Annotated in this window: 25 protein-coding genes; all 25 read left to right on the top strand. The window is 27.8% G+C overall.

Annotated elements, in window-relative coordinates; genetic code table 11:
• The first annotated feature begins 222 nt into the window (after window positions 1-222).
• Window positions 223-447 carry a hypothetical protein gene (locus tag ACY1IQ_RS07580; RefSeq protein ID WP_461613376.1) on the top strand — a complete coding sequence of 75 codons (225 nt, stop codon included), beginning with the start codon at window positions 223-225 and terminating at the stop codon, window positions 445-447.
• 72 nt (window positions 448-519) lie between these two features.
• Window positions 520-642, top strand: a complete 123-nt coding sequence (locus ACY1IQ_RS07575; RefSeq protein WP_461613375.1) for a hypothetical protein — start codon at window positions 520-522, stop codon at window positions 640-642.
• Between the two features lie 31 nt (window positions 643-673).
• A complete protein-coding gene (locus ACY1IQ_RS07570; protein ID WP_461613374.1) occupies window positions 674-901 on the top strand; it encodes a hypothetical protein in 228 nt (75 codons plus the stop codon).
• A gap of 21 nt (window positions 902-922) precedes the next feature.
• Complete coding sequence (locus ACY1IQ_RS07565) at window positions 923-1,438, top strand: shikimate kinase (RefSeq protein WP_461613373.1); 516 nt, start codon at window positions 923-925, stop codon at window positions 1,436-1,438.
• Window positions 1,439-1,603: 165 nt separating this feature from the next.
• On the top strand, window positions 1,604-2,038 hold the full coding sequence (gene aroQ, locus ACY1IQ_RS07560; protein WP_461613372.1) for a type II 3-dehydroquinate dehydratase: 435 nt from the start codon (window positions 1,604-1,606) through the stop codon (window positions 2,036-2,038).
• Window positions 2,039-2,359: 321 nt separating this feature from the next.
• Window positions 2,360-2,917 (top strand): elongation factor P, encoded by a 558-nt coding sequence (gene efp / locus ACY1IQ_RS07555; RefSeq protein WP_039632650.1) that lies wholly within the window; start codon window positions 2,360-2,362, stop codon window positions 2,915-2,917.
• Window positions 2,918-3,415: 498 nt separating this feature from the next.
• Entirely contained in the window at window positions 3,416-4,339 is a 924-nt protein-coding gene (spoIIIAA, locus tag ACY1IQ_RS07550; protein ID WP_461613371.1) for a stage III sporulation protein AA, read from the top strand.
• On the top strand, window positions 4,333-4,851 hold the full coding sequence (spoIIIAB, locus tag ACY1IQ_RS07545; RefSeq protein ID WP_461613370.1) for a stage III sporulation protein SpoIIIAB: 519 nt from the start codon (window positions 4,333-4,335) through the stop codon (window positions 4,849-4,851). The genes spoIIIAA and spoIIIAB overlap by 7 nt, the downstream gene beginning before the upstream one ends.
• Before the next feature lie 12 nt (window positions 4,852-4,863).
• The gene (spoIIIAC, locus tag ACY1IQ_RS07540; protein ID WP_039632654.1) at window positions 4,864-5,061 is read left to right on the top strand and encodes a stage III sporulation protein AC; all 198 of its coding nucleotides are present in this window, start codon (window positions 4,864-4,866) and stop codon (window positions 5,059-5,061) included.
• Between the two features lie 12 nt (window positions 5,062-5,073).
• Window positions 5,074-5,457 carry a stage III sporulation protein AD gene (gene spoIIIAD / locus ACY1IQ_RS07535; RefSeq protein WP_461613369.1) on the top strand — a complete coding sequence of 128 codons (384 nt, stop codon included), beginning with the start codon at window positions 5,074-5,076 and terminating at the stop codon, window positions 5,455-5,457.
• A gap of 9 nt (window positions 5,458-5,466) precedes the next feature.
• Window positions 5,467-6,618 carry a stage III sporulation protein AE gene (gene spoIIIAE, locus ACY1IQ_RS07530; protein ID WP_461613368.1) on the top strand — a complete coding sequence of 384 codons (1,152 nt, stop codon included), beginning with the start codon at window positions 5,467-5,469 and terminating at the stop codon, window positions 6,616-6,618.
• Between the two features lie 18 nt (window positions 6,619-6,636).
• A complete protein-coding gene (gene spoIIIAF, locus ACY1IQ_RS07525) occupies window positions 6,637-7,245 on the top strand; it encodes a stage III sporulation protein AF (protein ID WP_461613367.1) in 609 nt (202 codons plus the stop codon).
• Between the two features lie 38 nt (window positions 7,246-7,283).
• The gene (spoIIIAG, locus tag ACY1IQ_RS07520; protein ID WP_461613366.1) at window positions 7,284-7,958 is read left to right on the top strand and encodes a stage III sporulation protein AG; all 675 of its coding nucleotides are present in this window, start codon (window positions 7,284-7,286) and stop codon (window positions 7,956-7,958) included.
• Between the two features lie 40 nt (window positions 7,959-7,998).
• Window positions 7,999-8,499, top strand: a complete 501-nt coding sequence (locus tag ACY1IQ_RS07515; RefSeq protein WP_461613365.1) for a SpoIIIAH-like family protein — start codon at window positions 7,999-8,001, stop codon at window positions 8,497-8,499.
• A 76-nt stretch (window positions 8,500-8,575) separates the two neighbouring features.
• Window positions 8,576-8,977 (top strand): Asp23/Gls24 family envelope stress response protein, encoded by a 402-nt coding sequence (locus ACY1IQ_RS07510; RefSeq protein ID WP_461613364.1) that lies wholly within the window; start codon window positions 8,576-8,578, stop codon window positions 8,975-8,977.
• A 596-nt stretch (window positions 8,978-9,573) separates the two neighbouring features.
• Window positions 9,574-9,978 carry a transcription antitermination factor NusB gene (gene nusB, locus ACY1IQ_RS07505; RefSeq protein ID WP_461613363.1) on the top strand — a complete coding sequence of 135 codons (405 nt, stop codon included), beginning with the start codon at window positions 9,574-9,576 and terminating at the stop codon, window positions 9,976-9,978.
• Window positions 9,979-10,145: 167 nt separating this feature from the next.
• Window positions 10,146-10,991, top strand: a complete 846-nt coding sequence (locus tag ACY1IQ_RS07500) for a bifunctional 5,10-methylenetetrahydrofolate dehydrogenase/5,10-methenyltetrahydrofolate cyclohydrolase (RefSeq protein WP_461613362.1) — start codon at window positions 10,146-10,148, stop codon at window positions 10,989-10,991.
• Window positions 10,984-12,189: an exodeoxyribonuclease VII large subunit gene (gene xseA / locus ACY1IQ_RS07495; protein ID WP_461613361.1), complete on the top strand. Its 1,206-nt coding sequence runs from the start codon at window positions 10,984-10,986 to the stop codon at window positions 12,187-12,189. The genes ACY1IQ_RS07500 and xseA overlap by 8 nt, the downstream gene beginning before the upstream one ends.
• A complete protein-coding gene (locus tag ACY1IQ_RS07490; RefSeq protein ID WP_461613360.1) occupies window positions 12,189-12,413 on the top strand; it encodes an exodeoxyribonuclease VII small subunit in 225 nt (74 codons plus the stop codon). The genes xseA and ACY1IQ_RS07490 overlap by 1 nt, the downstream gene beginning before the upstream one ends.
• Window positions 12,414-12,531: 118 nt before the next feature.
• On the top strand, window positions 12,532-13,398 hold the full coding sequence (locus ACY1IQ_RS07485; RefSeq protein ID WP_461613438.1) for a polyprenyl synthetase family protein: 867 nt from the start codon (window positions 12,532-12,534) through the stop codon (window positions 13,396-13,398).
• A gap of 677 nt (window positions 13,399-14,075) precedes the next feature.
• Window positions 14,076-14,651 carry a hypothetical protein gene (locus ACY1IQ_RS07480; protein WP_461613359.1) on the top strand — a complete coding sequence of 192 codons (576 nt, stop codon included), beginning with the start codon at window positions 14,076-14,078 and terminating at the stop codon, window positions 14,649-14,651.
• Window positions 14,652-14,655: 4 nt separating this feature from the next.
• Window positions 14,656-16,521 (top strand): 1-deoxy-D-xylulose-5-phosphate synthase, encoded by a 1,866-nt coding sequence (gene dxs, locus ACY1IQ_RS07475; RefSeq protein ID WP_461613358.1) that lies wholly within the window; start codon window positions 14,656-14,658, stop codon window positions 16,519-16,521.
• Window positions 16,522-16,531: 10 nt separating this feature from the next.
• The gene (locus ACY1IQ_RS07470) at window positions 16,532-17,356 is read left to right on the top strand and encodes a TlyA family RNA methyltransferase (protein WP_461613357.1); all 825 of its coding nucleotides are present in this window, start codon (window positions 16,532-16,534) and stop codon (window positions 17,354-17,356) included.
• Window positions 17,353-18,207 (top strand): NAD(+)/NADH kinase, encoded by an 855-nt coding sequence (locus tag ACY1IQ_RS07465; RefSeq protein WP_461613356.1) that lies wholly within the window; start codon window positions 17,353-17,355, stop codon window positions 18,205-18,207. The genes ACY1IQ_RS07470 and ACY1IQ_RS07465 overlap by 4 nt, the downstream gene beginning before the upstream one ends.
• Complete coding sequence (locus ACY1IQ_RS07460) at window positions 18,204-18,656, top strand: arginine repressor (RefSeq protein WP_461613355.1); 453 nt, start codon at window positions 18,204-18,206, stop codon at window positions 18,654-18,656. Before ACY1IQ_RS07465 ends, ACY1IQ_RS07460 begins: the two co-directional genes overlap by 4 nt.
• Window positions 18,657-18,662: the final 6 nt, after the last annotated feature.

Genomic DNA, 18,662 nt, shown 5'->3' with positions numbered 1-18,662 from the left:
ATTTACATATTTACAGGATACATATAATAGTACAGAACTATCACCACTTACTATGGAAAGAATATTACAATATGCAATAATTGGGTGAGCGTATGAAAAAGAGTAGGTTTATATCTAGTGGATATATAAGCGTAAGAGAGAAAAAAGTAGAGAGTATAATAAAATTATTTACTATAATCCTATGTGTTATCTTAATATTAAATATATTTTTTAAAAACTAATATGGATAAAATAGATAGTTATGAAATGCACAAAAAAGAAAATAAAAGCTTTATAAAGAAGGAGAATAAAAAAGAAATAGTAGCCATTGAAAAATTTAATGATTTGACTAAAAATTTAAATTTAGATAATTTCCATATTAAATTTATTAATATCAATAAAGATTCTATTGAACTAGAAATATTTATTGAGGATAAAAAATTATATAAACGCAGTAAAAATAATTGAAAATAAATATAGTATTAAATATCTATCTCCTATAATTTATGAAAAGGAGAAGAAATATTTCAAGGTAGCATTATGAAAAGATTTAAATTATTAAAACTTAATATATTAATAACAGTAACAGCTGTAATAGTGATTACTTTGTATTTATATAATTTTTATAGTAAATATAACCAAAGAGGTAATTGGAGAATATAAATCAAAAGATGATAAAAAGAATTATGGATTTGTGGATGCCTTAGAAATAATATTATCTTATGAGAGTTTAAATATTATTGAAATGAGCATGGATGGCGAGCTATGTAGTTATAAAGTAAGCTTTAATGGTAACTACAAAGAGCTTGTACCAATTATTAATTATTTAAAAGGATTTCAATCTGTAGAATCCCTTAATAATATACTTATCATCCCTAATGAAAAAATTACTTTTGATATTACCTTTATTAAGAATAAATAATTATTATTTTAGGAGCATATAATGATAAAGGAATTAAATAAAAATATAATTTTTATTGGTATGAGCCTTAGTGGAAAAACTACTTTAGGATATGAAGTCAGTAAAGAACTTTGTTACAATTTTATTGATACAGATAAGTTGATAGAAAAGCGAGAAAATAATACCATAAATAATATTTTTCTTTTAAAGGGAGAGCAGTATTTTAGACAGTGTGAAAAAAATCTATTAAATGATTTTAAAAAAACTGAAAGAACTTTAATAAGTACAGGTGGGGGCCTTCCGATTTTCAATGACAATATGAAAACCTTAAAAGATATAGGGATAGTTATATTTTTAAAGGTAGACTTAGAACTTCTTATAAAGAGAGGAAAAAATATTGTGGATAGACCCCTTTTAAAATGTGATTATGAGAAGAAATTAAAAAATATGTATGAAGAAAGAATAAAAACATATAGTAAAGCACATATGACCATAGAGCTAGGAGAAAATAAAGAAGAAAATATAGATTTAATAATGAATAATATAAGAAAATTTTAGAGCTTTAATTTAGAGCTTTAATTATGTTTTAAAATAGTTAGTTAGTGAGTTTTATTTCACAGATATTAATAAATTATATTAATAATTTTCTCAATTATAATTGCAAATATTATTGAGTTTTGGTAAAATATTATTATTAGCGACTATGATAAGGTGGTTTTAAATATGAATATTTTAGTTGTAAATGGTCCCAATCTTAATTTATTAGGCAATAGAGAAAAGAGCATTTATGGAGACTTAACATTACAACAAATTAATGAAGAAATTAAAAATAGATTTAAAGATATCAGCATAAATATTGACTTTTATCAAAGCAATTATGAAGGTGATATTATTTCTAAATTACATAGTGCTATAAATGTATATGATGGAGTAGTTATAAATCCTGGAGCATATTCTCATTATAGTATTGCTATTCTAGATGCTATAAGAGCCTATAATATTATTACTATTGAGGTTCATCTTAGCAATATTTATAAAAGAGAAGAGTATAGAAGAAATAGTGTTATAAGCGAAGGGTGTTATGGTGTCATAAGTGGATTTGGACATTATGGATATATTATGGCTATAGAAGCGATAATTAACACCTTGCAAAAATAAACTTAAAATTAAGTTTATTTTTTTGCGCTAAGGATTATAGATTTTGTTAAAATTAATGATTTAGAGGTCCATTTAGAAAAAAACTATTTCATATGCATGTAATTTTAAAAATACCGTATTTTATATATACAGGTTATAAATTTAACGTATTTAAATAGATTGGGAGAGTTTGTTTTAATTTTTACAATAATAAAATTATCTAAGAAACTCATCTCTTACTGGCTTTGTATATAGCTATAAATTGGTATTAATTTATTTTAAATAGGTTATAATAAATATAATTAACAAATGTTTAACTATTTATATTAGGAGGTAACATTAATGATTTCAGCTGGAGATTTAAGAAAAGGAACGACTTTTGAAGAGGGTGGACAAGTTTTTACAGTTATAGAATTTTTACATGTAAAACCAGGTAAAGGTGCGGCTTTCGTTAGAGCAAAATTAAGAAACGTTTTAACTGGAGGAGTTACTGAAACAACTTTTAACCCAACTGCTAAATTACAAGAAGCAGTAATAGAAAGAAAAGAAATGCAATATTTATATTCTGATGGAGAATTATATTACTTCATGGATCAAGAAACTTTTGAACAAATTCCACTAAACTATGAAAAAGTTGAAGATGCTATAAAGTTCTTAAAAGAAAATATGTTTGCAATAATTAAATTTTATAAAGGAGAAGCTTTCTCAGTAGAAGCTCCAAACTTTGTAGAATTAGTAATTACTCATACAGAACCAGCAGTTAAAGGAAATACTGCTACAAATGTTTTAAAACCTGCTACTGTAGAGACAGGAGCAATTGTTCAAGTACCATTGTTTGTTAATGAAGGTGAAACTATAAGAGTAGATACAAGATCAGGCGAATATATGGAGAGAGTTTAATATTAAAATTATAAAGAGTCAATTTAGAAATATTTCTAAATTGACTCTTTTATATTTGTATCTTAAAAATAACTAATCATCATATATATAGATATATTAGTTACAAATTTAATTCATACATTTATATAATCTATTATTAGATTATTTAGATTTCTATTTTATTTGAACTTATATAGCTATTTATTATAAAAGACTCACTATATATTTAGTAGTAAATAATTATCCATTTTCAATCCTCCATTGATTAAAGCTGTGAATTTGAATATTTAATACCATAGGCATATTAGACTATATATTAACCTTATAAGTAATTTATCTATATATTATATGTTGTATTAAAAGACCAGGTAGTACCAGTATCTGGTTTTATTTTTTTGATAAAAAATATTCCTAGAATTTTTTAATAATTATTTTATTTTAGATTTATTAAAAAATATAAATACTAGTAATAATTTGTCCACCATCTAAATAATAATGAAATATGAAAGGGTGATAAAAATGGCAAAAGAAATACTAGATATATTACCTAAAAGTATTAGAGATTTCTTAGAAAATACTGTAGATATAAATAAGCTACAGGAAATTAGATTAAAAGTAAATAGGCCATTATATGTTTATTCTAATAATAATGAAAAATCTTTTCATTATAAGACATCTTTAGAAGAAATGAAATATGTTCTTCAAAAAATAAGCAATTATTCTATATATGCTTTTGAGGATGAAATTAAACAAGGGTATATAACTATAAAAGGTGGACATAGAGTTGGATTATGTGGAACGGTAGTAACGGAAAATAACATAATAAAAACTATAAAAAATATTGTTTCTGTAAACATAAGGGTTGCAAGGGAAGTAATAGATTGTTCTAAAGAAATATTACCCTATATGATAGAGGAAAATAATGTTTTAAACACTATAATTATATCTCCACCTAAATGTGGTAAAACAACTATCCTTAGAGATATATGTAGAGTGTTATCTACAGGAAGTAGCAGTTTAAAACTTACGGGAAAAAATATAACTATTGTAGATGAAAGAAGTGAATTAGGAGCTTGCTATAATGGAATACCTCAAATGAATATTGGAGATAGAACAGATGTCTTGGACAACTGTCCTAAAAGTCAAGGAATAATAATGGCAATTAGAAGTATGTCTCCACAGATAATAATTTGTGATGAAATAGGAACCTCAAGTGATATGGAAAGTATAATTGCAGCTTTAAATTCTGGAGTTAATTTAATCACTACAATTCATGGATTTGATGTAGAAGATTTATATAAACGTCCAGTGTTTAGAGAAATTATGGAAAATGGTGTATTTAAACGAGCAATAGTATTAAGCAATAGAAAAGGTGTAGGTACTATTGAATACGTATATGACTTTACAAAGAGAGGAGAAATAAGAGGTGATTACAAATGTTAAAATTAGTAGGTTCTTTTATGATTTTAACGTCTGCTTCTCTTATCGGATATTTGTATGGTGAAAATCTTAAAAAAAGGGTCATACATTTAAGGGAATTAGAGGGCGCTATATATCATTTAAAAAATGAAATAAGTTACAGCCATGTATTACTTCAAGAGGGACTTATAACTGTAGCAGAAAAGACAAAAAGTCCAGTAAATAAAGTTTTTTATAGTGTATCAAATATGCTAAGAAGACATGAGTGTGATAGTGTATATGAAGCTTTTATACGATCCTTTGAGGATAATAAAGAAAGCTTAGAATTAACTAAAGAAGATATAGGGATATTTCTAAGTTTGGCTAAAACTTTAGGTGAGATAAGTTTAGAAGGTCAGGATGAAATGTTTAAGCTGACAATTATAAATTTAGAAAAGGCCATAAAAAATGCAGAACAGTCCTTAGAGAAGAATTTAAAAATGTATAGATATTTAGGTTTTACTATAGGTGCTATGGTAGTAATAGTTCTTATTTAGGGGGATGAGTCAATGTTAGATTTCAATTTAATATTTAAAATTGGAGCGGTAGGGGTTGTTCTTATAATAATAGATAAGGTTTTAAAAAGTGGTGGTAAAGAAGAATATGCTGTAATAGCAAATTTTGCAGGAATAATAATAATTTTGATGATGATAATAAGTTTAATAAGCAAACTCTTCACATCAATACAAACTCTATTTTATTTCTAAAAGGAGGACATTATGGAAATATTGCAAATAGTAGGCTTTGCATTTTGTGCTCTCTTTATTACTCAAACTATTAAAGGAAAAAGAGATGATATTGCATTATTTGTGAGTTTAATAGCTGGAATAACCATATTTTTATTTATGATAAGTAAGCTAACAGTTGTAATAAATTTTCTTCAAACCTTAGCAAATAAAGCAAATATTGATGTAATTTATCTAGATACAGTATTTAAAATTTTGGGAATAGCTTATTTATCTTCATTTTGTAGTGAAGTTTGCAAGGATGCGGGAGAAAACAGCATAGCATCTAAGGTTGAATTTGCAGGGAAAATATTAATACTTACTTTAGCGATGCCAATACTTATGGGTGTTATGCAAACTATATTAAAGATAATGTAGAGGTAGAATATGAAGAGATTTTTGTTAGTATTAGCTATTATATTATGGTTACCTTTTAATGTACAAGCTATGGAAGATACCACAGGATTAACAGAAGAACAAAATGCCCAAATAGAAAAACTATATGATTATATAACTAATATACAAAGTGAATATGAAATATTAAATAATATGAATCCAAAAGAATTTGTAAAAAACTATATAAAAAACGGAGATAGTGGACTATCTATGAAAGAGCTATTTAAATACTTTTCCACATATGCATTTAAAGAAGTTTTAGTTGCTTTTAAATTAGTAGGTTCACTAATAATTGTAGCTATTGTATGTGCATTATTAAATAATCTTCAAAATGCATTTAGTAATGAAAATTTAACAAATATTGCTTATTTTGCTTGTTATTCTGTAATGATAATTCTGATTGTAAAAGGCTTTTATATAGGTGTAACTTTAGCTAAGGATGCAATTATGGAAATGAGTAATTTTGTAGCTGCATTATTCCCTATATTAATGATGCTTTTGGCTAGCGTTGGAGGTTTTGTAGAAGCAACTTTAATGGATCCAATAATAATGGGAATAAGTAGTGTAGGAGCAAGATTTTATGCTACTGTACTAATACCTATAATTTGCATGAGTTTTGTATTGGAATTTGTTAATAATATTTCTGATGATTATAAAGTAAATAATTTATCAAACCTTCTTAGAAAATCAGCACTATGGACACAAGGAATATTCATGACTGTTTTTATAGCAATAATAACCATAAGAAGTATTGCAGCTAAAAGTCTTGATTTAGTAACTATGAAAACTGCAAAATTTGCAGTTGATAGCTTTATACCTTTAGTAGGAAAAACATTATCTGATGCTATTTCTACAGTAGCAGGCTATACGGTACTTTTAAAAAACGCTATAAGCTCTATAGGCTTAATTGTAATAATAGTAATAATGCTGCTTCCAATAATAAAAATATTAATCATGGCATTTATATATAAGCTTACTGCAGCTTTAATAGAGCCTATAAGTGATAAAAAAGTTGTTTCAGTGATTGATTCAGCTGGGAATTCTCTTATCATGATAAATTCTTGCATAATAAGTGTAAGCATAATGTTCTTCATAATGATTACCATTGTAGCTTCTACAGGAAAAAGCATTATAATGCTGTGAGGATAGGGTGGTGAAAAGATGATAGACTCTTTAAAACAATGGATAATAAATATCTGTACTGCAGTATTTTTTATTACAGCAGTACAGATGATACTACCAGATAATAAACTAAAAAAATATTGCAAATTTGCATTAGGTCTAATATTAGTAGTTATAATTTTAAATCCAATTGTTAAACTTTTAAATTCTAAGGCAGACATTCATAGGCAAATTGAAAATTCTGCTGCATACATATTTGATCAAAAGTATGAAGTAGATTATGAAAAATATAGACAAGCCAATGTAGAAAATACTATTAAAAATTTTGAACAGAATATGGAGATACAGTGCACCAAGGATCTTCAGGAGGAATATGGTAATAAAAAATTTAAAACAAAAGTAGAAGCCTCCTTTATTAAAGAATCTAATAGCTTTCAAATTGACAGTATAGAAATTGGATTAAATGATAGTACCGTTGAAAAGATAAAGAAAGTAGAAATAGGGAGTGATAGTGTAACAGTAGATAAGGTTCAAGACTCTCAGGATGAGAATGCACTAGAAATAAAAAAGTATATTAGCTCTAAATATAGTGTACCTGAAGAAATTATATATGTTTATAAAGAAAATGCATTATATAACAGTAATTAATTATATTTAACCTATGAATAAAAAAAGGAGGAATAAATGTGAATTTTGATAAGCTCAAAAACATACTAATGGATTTTAACAAAGGTAAAAATAATGTGAATGTTGGAATAAATAATCCTGATGAGGGAAAAAATAACTTAATAAGTAAAAAAGCAAATTCAAACAATAAAACTTTCAATTTAATCTTACTTCTACTAGCTGGAATAGCTTTAACAATTGTAGGAAGTTTTTTTAAAGACACAAAAGCTTCTAATATGGTCAATAATGATAACAATAATAATAAACAACAAGAAGCTAGTATTATAGAAGCAAAAATATCTTATAAAGAAAAAGTTCAAAATGAGCTAATAGGTATTTTAGGAAAAATTGAAGGCGTTGGAAAGATAGAGGCAATGATTTATTTTGATGGTGGGGAAGAACAAGTTCCAGCATTCAATATAAATGATTCAAAAAGTACTACAAAAGAAAAAGATACCGGTGGAGGTGAAAGGAATATAACACAGGAGAATGGGGGAAGTACTGTTGTTATGTCTAATGATGGAGGAAAAACAGAACCATTAATAGTTAAAACCTATAATCCTAAAATAACTGGTATATGTATAGTAGCTGAAGGTGCAGGAGATAAAGTAACAGAGCTTAGAGTACGTCAAGCAGTTACTAATCTTTTCGGTTTAGAGGAAGAAAAAGTACAGGTATATCCTATGAAAAATTAGCATATAATGAGTTAGAAATAAAATTTTGGGGGGAATATAAATGAATAAAAAACAAACTGTAATTATTTCTGCATTGCTATTAGTTATAGTATTATGTGGATATGCGGCAACTAAGGTAAATGGACCACTATATGTAACTGATGATCAATTCATAGGAGAGACAGTTAAAGAAGAAAAAACTAAGACTACAAGCAGTACTAATTACTTTACAGAATCAAGACTAAGTCGTGAACAAGGTAGAAATAAAGCTATTCAAACCTTAAAAACTTTATTAGATGATGAAAATACTCCTGCTGAGCAAAAAGCGGAAGCTGCTGAAGAGTATAAAAATTTAGCGCTTAGAACAGATAAAGAAACTAATATTGAGCTTGCTTTAAAAGCACAAGGCTTTGAGGAAGCAGTATGTGAATTAGAAGATAGTAAAGCTAATGTAGTTGTAAAAGTTGATAAAGAATTAACTGATCAACAAATAAGACAAGTAAAAGATGTGGTGATGAATAAAGCTAACATTAAAAACATACAAATAAAGGCTATGGAATAATATTTGTAATATAATTCTTTATCTGATATAATATTTTTAACAACTTTTACCTATGTAAATGCAAGGGGGTACTGATATGGAAGAAAATAAAATACATGAGGAAATCAACGATATGGAAATGGGTATTGTAAAAATATCTGACGAGGTAGTTAGTGTAATTGCTGGAATAGCAGCGTCTGAAATAAAAGGTATTACTGGAATGAGTGCTAGCTTAGTAGGAGAAATTAGCCAAATCTTTGGGGGAAAGAAAAATGCTTCTAAAGGAGTTAAGGTTAGTTTAGAAGAGGATAGTGCTGTTATAGATCTATATATTACAGTTGAGTATGGAGTTAAGATATCTGAAATTGCAGAAAAAGTTCAAAACAATGTAAGAAGAACTGTAGAAACAATGACAGGCTTAACAGTATCAGCAGTTAATGTTTTTGTACAAAATGTTATACTCCCTAAATCAGATAAGGAAGATGCAAAAGAGAACTAGCAATAAACACCCTCTGATAAAGAGGGTGTTTTTATGTTTAGTTTTCTTTTATTGTGTCAATTATTTATGATATAATTATTTTCAGGTTGAAAATAATTATATCATAGGTTATTGTATATATCGGTAATAAAAATAATGAGATAAAATTTAAAAATATTTTATGCAATACATACTATTTCAGGACTTAATGTATAAACGAATATAGTTGATCTTTTAGATATTTCAATTCACAATTTTAATCAATGGAGAATTGAGAATGGACAATTGACAATTATGATGGAAATTAGTTTTCATTAAACTAATTTCTATAATAGATTTTTAATAGATTTTTTAATAAAAATAATTGTGTCATGTGAAAAGAAATCAACTGAAAACTTTTCTTATAAAAGAGAAGTATCAATAATTGTCCATTATCAATAGTCAATTCGTATTACATAAGGCGGAAATTTTAACGATTTAGTAGCCTAAATATATAGATTTGTAGATTAAATTAGGAAGTAGTACATCTATATATAAGATATAATAGTTATAATTTAAAATTCAGCATATATTTAAAAATGACATAAATTAATAATTACATATTTAGGAGGCAATTTATGAATAGAAAAAAATCAAGAGAAATAGCTATGAAGCTATTATTTGAAATGTCAATAAATAAAGAAAGTTATACTGATATAGTTGAAAGCTTCAAAGAAAATACTGACATAAAATTGGATGATGTGGATTTTGGATACATAATAAGAATTTTAAAGACTACTAATGAAAACATAATTTTAATTGATGAAACTATAGAAAAAAATTTAGTTAAATGGAGCTTAAATAGACTATCAAAAATGAATTTAGCTATACTTAGAATAGCAACTTGTGAAATCTTGTTTGAAGATGATATTCCTGAAAAGGTATCAGTTAATGAAGCTATAGAACTTGCGAAAAAATATGGAGAAGATAATGCTTCTTCCTTTATTAATGGAGTATTAAATAGTATAATTAAAGGTAAATAAAGGAGCTGAAATAAAATAACTAGTTGAGATGAGAAAATATTTTATTTTAAACCTCCAATGTAGGTTATATTGATAGTAATATCATAGACATGCTAGTGGTAAAATATCATAAATTAACTAATTATTTTTTGAGGCTTATTTATATATTAAAAAGGGGGAATACTGTAATGGGTATAAAAATTGATGGAAAACAAATTGCTGTAACTCATAGAGAAAACATAAAAGCTAGAATTGAAGAAAAAACATTAATAGGTGTAAGAAAGCCGTCAATGGTAGCTATTTTAGTTGGAAATGATGGTGGATCTATTTCTTATATGAAAAATCAACAAAAGCTTAGTGAATCCCTAGGTGTAAGTTATAACTCTCTAATATTAGATGAAACTATTACACAGGAAGAACTTATAGATAAAATTAAAGAGTTAAATAATGATAATACAGTAGATGGAATAATTCTTCAATTACCCCTACCAAAGAATTTTGATGAAAAAGAAGTAACTTCAGCAATCTGTCATAATAAAGACATAGATGGATTAACAGATATTAATACAGGAAGATTATACAAAGGAGAAAAGTGCTTTATACCTTGTACTGCTAAAAGTATACTTGAGCTTATTAAGTATGTTGAAGATGATATTAAAGGAAAGAATGCAGTAGTTATAGGAAGAAGTAATATAGTAGGAAAACCGGTGGCACAGCTTTTATTAAATGAAAATGCTACTGTTACTATATGTCATTCTAAAACAAAAAACTTAAAAGAAGTTTGTAAAGAAGCGGATATATTAGTTGCTGCAATTGGTAGACCAGGATTTGTGACAAAAGATTTTGTAAAAGATGGAGCAATTGTTATAGACGTTGGAACTACAATGGTAGATGGAAAGATTAAAGGAGATGTATGCTATGATGAAGTTATAGAGGTAGCATCTCATGTAAGCCCAGTACCTGGAGGAGTAGGCGCTATGACAACAACTATGCTATTAAGAAATACCTGTGAGGCGTGGAATAAAAATGTATAAAAAAATAATTAGTGTTACCGCATTAAATAGTTATATTAAAAAGACTATTGATAATGACTTTATACTTAGTAATTCTAATGTTAAAGGAGAATTATCTAATGTAAAAATTCATAGTAGTGGGCACATTTATTTTTCTTTAAAAGACCATTCTTCTAAAATAAACTGCGTTATGTTTAAAAGTAATGCAAACTCATTAACATTCATACCAGAAAATGGTATGAATGTTGTTGTTAGTGGAAGAATATCTGTGTATGAAAAAGAAGGTGTGTATCAGCTATATTGTAATAGTATGGATGTAGATGGACAAGGCGAACTCTATATAGCCTTTGAAAAGTTAAAAAAGAAATTAGAAATAGAAGGAATTTTTGACTCTTCTAGAAAAAAAGAATTACCTGTTTTCCCTAGAACTGTAGGAGTTATAACCTCACCTACAGGAGCAGCTATTAGGGATATTATAAATGTATCAACTAGAAGAAATCCTAAAGTTAATTTACTCATATATCCTTCCTTAGTCCAAGGGGCTAATGCTAGTGAAGACATAGTAAGAGCTATAGAGTGTTTAAATAAAATGGAAGATGTAGATGTAATAATTTTAGCTAGAGGAGGAGGATCTATTGAAGAACTATGGCCTTTTAATGAAGAAATAGTAGCAAGAGCTATTTCAGCTTCTACAAAGCCTATAGTTACAGGTGTAGGTCATGAAACGGATTATACTATAAGTGATTTTGTTAGTGATAAGAGAGCTGCAACCCCGTCACAAGCAGCAGAATTTACAGTTCCAGTTTTGAAGGATTTAGAAGAGAGATTAATGGGGTATAAAGTATTAATTAATATAAATATAGATAAAAAAATTAAGGAAGAAAAAAATAAATTAAATTTATATATAAAGACTCTTCAATTAAATAGTCCAGAAAATTATATTATTAATCAGTATCAAACTATAGATAAATTTAAAAATTTATTAGATAATAAAATTGAGAATATATTGGAAAAGCAACTATTAAAAATTTCTAAAAGTTATGAATTGCTGAGTGCTCATAATCCATTAAATGTACTAAATAAGGGCTATGCATTAGTTGAAGATGAAAATAATAATTTAATAACTTCAATTAAATCCTTAAAAGCAAAAGACCAAATCAAAATTTTATTGAAAGATGGTAGTGGGGAGTTTAAAGTTCAATATAAGGAGAATGTTTAATGGCAAGAAAAAAAGAAAGTTATGAAGATAAATTAATGAAATTGACAGAAATAATCTCTGACATGGAGAGTAGTGAGCTAACTTTAGAAGATTCTATGAAACAATATGAAGCAGGAATTAAACTTTGTAATGAACTTTACAAAATGTTAAATGAGTATGAAGGCAAGATTAAGTTATTATCAAATGATGAAGAAAAGGATTTTAATTTTGAAGAAGTTGATTAATTCTAATTATTAAATAATATTACCTTTTATTTATAGCAAATTCTAAAAAAGAAATATGTACAATTGATAAGTACTAAATTTTCTATTATTAGTTGTATATAATGGAAAGGAAATGGAAATGTTTATAAAAGATTATAAAAATTTAATAGAAACATGGATAAATGAATATTTTGAAAATAAGCCATCAGAAAATAAAGGATATTTTGAACCAATGATTTATAGTTTAAATATAGGTGGAAAAAGAATCAGACCTATACTTTTACTTTTAGTTTATGGATTATATAAAGAAAATTATATGGAAGCATTACCTTTTGCAGCAGCTATGGAGATGATTCATACATATTCTTTAATACATGATGACTTACCTTCTATGGACAATGATGAATTAAGAAGAGGAATGGCAACAAACCATATTAAGTTTGGAGAAGCTAGAGCTATTTTAGCTGGTGATGGTCTACTAAATGAAGCTATGATAATAATGTTTAATGAATGCTTAAGGTGTGAAGAAAGAAAAATAAAAGCTTCTAATATTATAGCTAATGCTTCAGGAGCAGAAGGAATGATATTAGGACAAATTATAGATATAGAAAGTGAAAATAAAAAAATATCAGAAGAAACAATGCTTAAAATGCATAAAAATAAAACGGGACAACTTATAAAAGCTTCAATTATAAGTGGTGCAACTTTAGGAGAAGCAACAGAAGAAGAAATTCGCATTTTAGGGGAGTATGGAGATAAATTAGGATTAGCTTTTCAAATAAAAGATGATATATTAGATGCTACTGGAGATGAAAATTTTATAGGAAAAAGTTTAAGTGATAAGAACAATGAGAAGACAACTTTTGTTACAATGTATGGGTTAGAAAAGTGTATAAGTTTATGTGAAGAAATTACTAAAGAATGCTTTGAATTATTAAATAAACTTAATAAAAACACATCTTTATTGAGTGAATTAACCATGTTTTTATTAGAGCGCCAATATTAATTTAAAAGAGATTTTTAAGTGAAATTTACGATTTTGACATTTTTATTTCATGTGGTATAATGTGTTTCAAAAGGTGGTGCAGTATTCTAGTCAGGTAAGTATTTTTGAGGACGGGGCTAAAAATCCGTTAAAGAGCATATCGATGAAGTTCCTTGTGCTGGCTTATAACGCCCAGTTGTGGGTTGGTGCTGGGAGTAAGGTTGTGGGGCAATCGCAAAGGCATGCGACATTGACCCTACATCCGTGGAGACCATTGTATGTGCTTTGGAAGAAATATCTAAAGTACGGCAATGGATTAAACCTGCATTGTGGTAAACTTAGCTATGTGCAGAGTAGCTTGCCTTGAGTGGGGTGGGTAGAGGTGAGAACAAACCAATATGCTTAGGCCAAAGCATTGAGGTTATTGCTCACTAAAACCTATGCTGCAAAAGAGGATAAAAAAATACCTAACTGTTGAGGAAATCTCCTAGACTGTTTATTTTGTAAAACATATTAGGGATTGTAGTGTGGACTAAGTGGTAATCTAGCCCTATAGATTTGGTAACACTATAGATAGAGCATTAAAAGGAAACTACTGAAATGGCGACATTTTAGTTGCTCTATGGGAAATCCTGCTGGACCTAAGCCGCAAAATTTACTTAATATGTTACCACTTTTTGATTTTTTGGAGGATTATATTGAGTAAAGATAGATATAAAAAAAGAAATAAAAATTCAAAAAAAGAAGGTAAAAAGAAAGAAAATCGTTGGATTTTTGTAATTATTATATCCACGATGATTATAAGTGGTTCAGTTTCACTCTTATCTGAAGCTACACTGTCACAGGTAAATGTACCAATAGCTATAGGAATATTACTTTTTATTGTTTTATTAGGAGTTATCTTTGATATAATTGGTACCGCTGTGACTGCTGGTAATGAAGTGCCATTTCATTCAATGGCATCTCAAAAAATAGGGGGAGCCAATATAGCTGTAAAATTAATGAGAAATGCTAGCAAGGTTTCTAATTTTTGCAACGATGTTGTAGGCGATATATGTGGTATAATAAGTGGATCTGTAGGCGTAGTTATAGTGGAAAAAGTCAAACATTTATACCCAACCTTAAATTATGTATTTATAGCGGCTATAGTTAGCGCTATAATTGCTTCTATGACCGTAGGGGGAAAAGCTATGGGGAAGAAATTTGCTATTGCAAAAAGCAATGATATAATTTTTACGGTTGCAAAAATATTACATTTTGTAAAAAGAGGATAAAAAAATGACAAAATACTTACATAGTTATAGTGATTTTAGCAGTATAAGAGAGATGAATATACAGGAACTAAATGAGTTTGCTCAAGAAATACGCCAATTTTTAATAGAAAAAGTTTCAAAAACCGGAGGCCACTTAGCTTCTAATTTAGGTGTAGTTGAGCTAACTATTAGTTTGTTTAATGTTTTTAATTTTGATAAAGATAAAGTTATATGGGATGTAGGACATCAATCCTATGTTCATAAAATTTTGACAGGAAGAAAAGATGAATTTGATGGTTTAAGGAATTATGGAGGAATAAGTGGTTTTCCTAAAAGAGAAGAAAGTAAATATGACTTTTTTGAAACAGGTCATAGCAGTACTTCACTATCTGCAGCCATAGGAATGGCACGAGCAAGGGATTTAAGAGGAGAAAATAATGACATTATTGCGGTTATTGGTGATGGTGCTTTAACTGGAGGTATGGCCTTAGAAGCATTAAATGACGTAGGTGATAAAAAAACTAAGCTTATTATAATATTAAATGATAACCAAATGTCTATATCTAAAAATGTAGGGGGAGTATCAACTTATTTAAGTCAAATAAGAATGGATTCCTTTTATAATAAAATGAAAAATGATGTTACATCTACATTAGAAAAGATACCTACTGTTGGAAAGGGAATGGTAAATTCTATACATAAAATTAAAGATGGTTTAAAACAAATTTTAGTACCGGGAATGTTTTTTGAAGATATGGGTATTAAATATATTGGACCTATTGATGGACATAATATAAAAGAGGTAAGCAAAGTATTAAAAATGGCTAAAAATATAAATGGCCCAGTTGTAATACATGCAATAACCACTAAAGGAAAAGGATATCCTTTTGCTGAAAAGTCTCCGCATAAATTTCATGGTGTAGGACCTTTTGATTGCAATAATGGTAAAATAAGTTCCAGCAAATGTAAAAGCTATTCATCTGTTTTTGGAGAGGAACTTATAAATATAGCTAAACTTAAAAAAGAAGTAGTGGCAATTACTGCTGCTATGCCTGAAGGAACTGGACTAGGAAATTTTGCGAAAGAATTTCCTAAAAGATTTTTTGATGTTGGAATTGCAGAACAACATGCGGTAACTATGGCTGCTGGTATGGCATCAGCAGGATTAAGACCAGTATTTGCAGTTTATTCAACTTTTCTTCAAAGAGCTTATGATCAGGTTCTTCATGATGTGGCGTTGCAAAATTTACCAGTAGTTTTTGCTATTGATAGAGCTGGGATAGTAGGACAAGATGGAGAAACTCACCAAGGAATATTTGACTTGTCTTATTTATCACATATACCTAATATGACAATAATGAGTCCTAAGTGTGTAGATGAACTTAAAACTATGCTTAACTTTGCGCTAGGTGAAAATTATCCCATAGCTATAAGATATCCTCGTGGTGGAGATAATGAGAATGTACATCTATCTCCTATAAAGAAGCTTATAAAGGGTAAATGGGAAGTACTTCAAGAAATGAAGGGAAAAATAGCATTAGTAGCTACTGGGAAAATGGTTCAAAATGCTGTTTTAGTTAGAGAAAAGCTTCTACAAAATAATATTGAAAGTACAATAGTAAATGCTTGTTTTATCAAACCTTTAGATAAGAATTTAATAAAGGAACTTATAGAAAGTGGATATAGTATTGTAACTATTGAAGACAACGTAATATCTGGTGGATTAGGTAGTAATGTTCTTCAATATGTAAATAGTATTTCAAAAAATACTAAGGTTATAAATTTAGGATTTAATGATAAATTTATAACTCACGGTTCAGTAGATACCTTATATAAAATCTATAATTTAGATGCTGAAGGTATTTATAATAGTATTATAAATCTTCTATAAAGGAGTTTATATGTGTAACAATAAGATAAGATTAGATGTTTTAGTTTATAATAAAAAAATTGCTAATTCTAGAGAAAAAGCTAGAGAGTACATAATTGACGGCAAAATTTATGTTAATAATATAAAGGAAATAAAATGCGGCAAGAAATTTGATGAAAACGTACTAATAGAGTTTAAAGGTGAAGTTATGCCCTATGTTAGTAGAGGAGGGTTAAAACTTGAAAAAGCTTTAAAATTTTTTTCAATTGATTTAGAGGAAAAAATTTGTTTAGATATTGGAGCATCTACTGGCGGGTTTACTGACTGTATGCTTAAGCATAAAGCTAAAAAAATTTACGCTATCGATGTTGGTACTAATCAATTGGTGGAAGACCTTAGGAGAAATCCTAAGGTAGTTTCTATGGAAAATACTAATGTTAGATATCTAAGTCTTGAAGACATTGGAGAATATTGCGATTTTGCATCAATAGATGTTTCTTTCATATCTTTAAAAAAGGTAATTCCATCTGTGGTAAATTTATTAAAAGATGATGGAATATGCGTTGCTCTTATTAAGCCGCAATTTGAAGTTGGAATAGGAAAAGTAAATAAAAAAGGTGTTGTTAAAAAACCAGATATTCATAGAGATGTCATAATTAAAATCATAGAGTTTCTTAAAGAAATAGGTCTTAAAATAATAAATTTAGATTATTCTCCTATTAAGGGACCTAATGGTAATATTGAATATTTAATAGAATTTACTAAAAATCATAATAACAAGGAAGAATTTAGTTATGATCTTATTTCTAAGGTTGTAAATTCATCTCATTTTGCATTATCCATGGAGGAGATATGAAAAAAATAGGTATAAATATTAATTCGACAAAAGATAAAGAAGGTAAAACAATAAAGTATGTTGAATTAATAGTAAGAAAATACTTTATAAATTGTGAAATATACAAATTCTATGATGCTCTTCATTTAGAAGAAGAAAAAAATAGGGATTTAGACTTATTGATAGCCTTAGGTGGGGATGGAACTATTTTAAGAGCTGCAAGAGCGGTGGAGAAATTTGAGACTCCTATACTGGCGGTAAATATAGGTCATTTGGGTTTTTTATCTAGTATAGAATTGTCCGGCTTTGAAGAGGCAATTAAAAGGATACTTAATAAAGAATTTCATATTGATGATAGGATGATGATAAAATGTTCACTTCCCAAAAGCAATAGTGAATATTATTATACAGCTTTAAATGATATTGTTGTATCAAAAGGAACTTTATCCAGAGCCATTAGTTATTATATATATATAGATAACACCTTTTATATAAATTATAAAGCAGATGGATTAATTATTAGCACTCCAACAGGATCTACAGCATATTCATTATCAGCAGGAGGTCCTATAATTTATCCAACTCTGGATATTGTATCAATAACACCAATTTGTCCAATTTCAGTAGGAATTAAAACAATAGTATTACATTCTAAGAACAAGATAAATATTAAAATAAAATCTTATTCTGAAGATGCCTATTTAAATATTGATGGTCAAAATGTGGTTGAACTTAATCATGATGAAGAAGTATTTGTAGAAGTGTTACCAAGAAAATGTAAATTAATAAAATTTAATGACTATAATTATTTTAAGGTATTAAGAAAAAAAATAATTTCTAGGTCAATAGAGTGTGAAGGTGATGATTCGTGAAAAGTTTACGTCATGAAAAGATTTATGAGATTATTAAATCTAAAGATGTTGAAACTCAGGAAGAATTAGCGGAAGAACTAAGGAATGAAGGGATTAATGTAACCCAAGCAACAGTTTCAAGAGATATTAAGGAGTTAAATCTTATAAAAATTTTATCTCATAATGGAAAATACAAGTATTCAGCACCAACTAAAGCAAAAAATTATAATCCAAATGCTATGGCAAATATGTTATCAAAGACTGCTTTAACTGTAGAAAAAATTGATAAGTTTTTAGTAGTTAAAACTATATCCGCTTCAGCTTCTTTAGCCGCAGAAGCACTGGACTCTTTTGAACTAGATGGAGTAGCAGGTACTATAGCTGGAGATAATACTGTTTTAGTTATTACTAGAAGCGATGAAAAAGCAGAAGAGATAGTATCATTAATTAAAAATTTGATTCATAGATAGGATGAT

The organism is Clostridium sp. Marseille-QA1073 (assembly GCF_054863625.1).
This window is presented reverse-complemented; position numbering and strand designations above follow the sequence as displayed.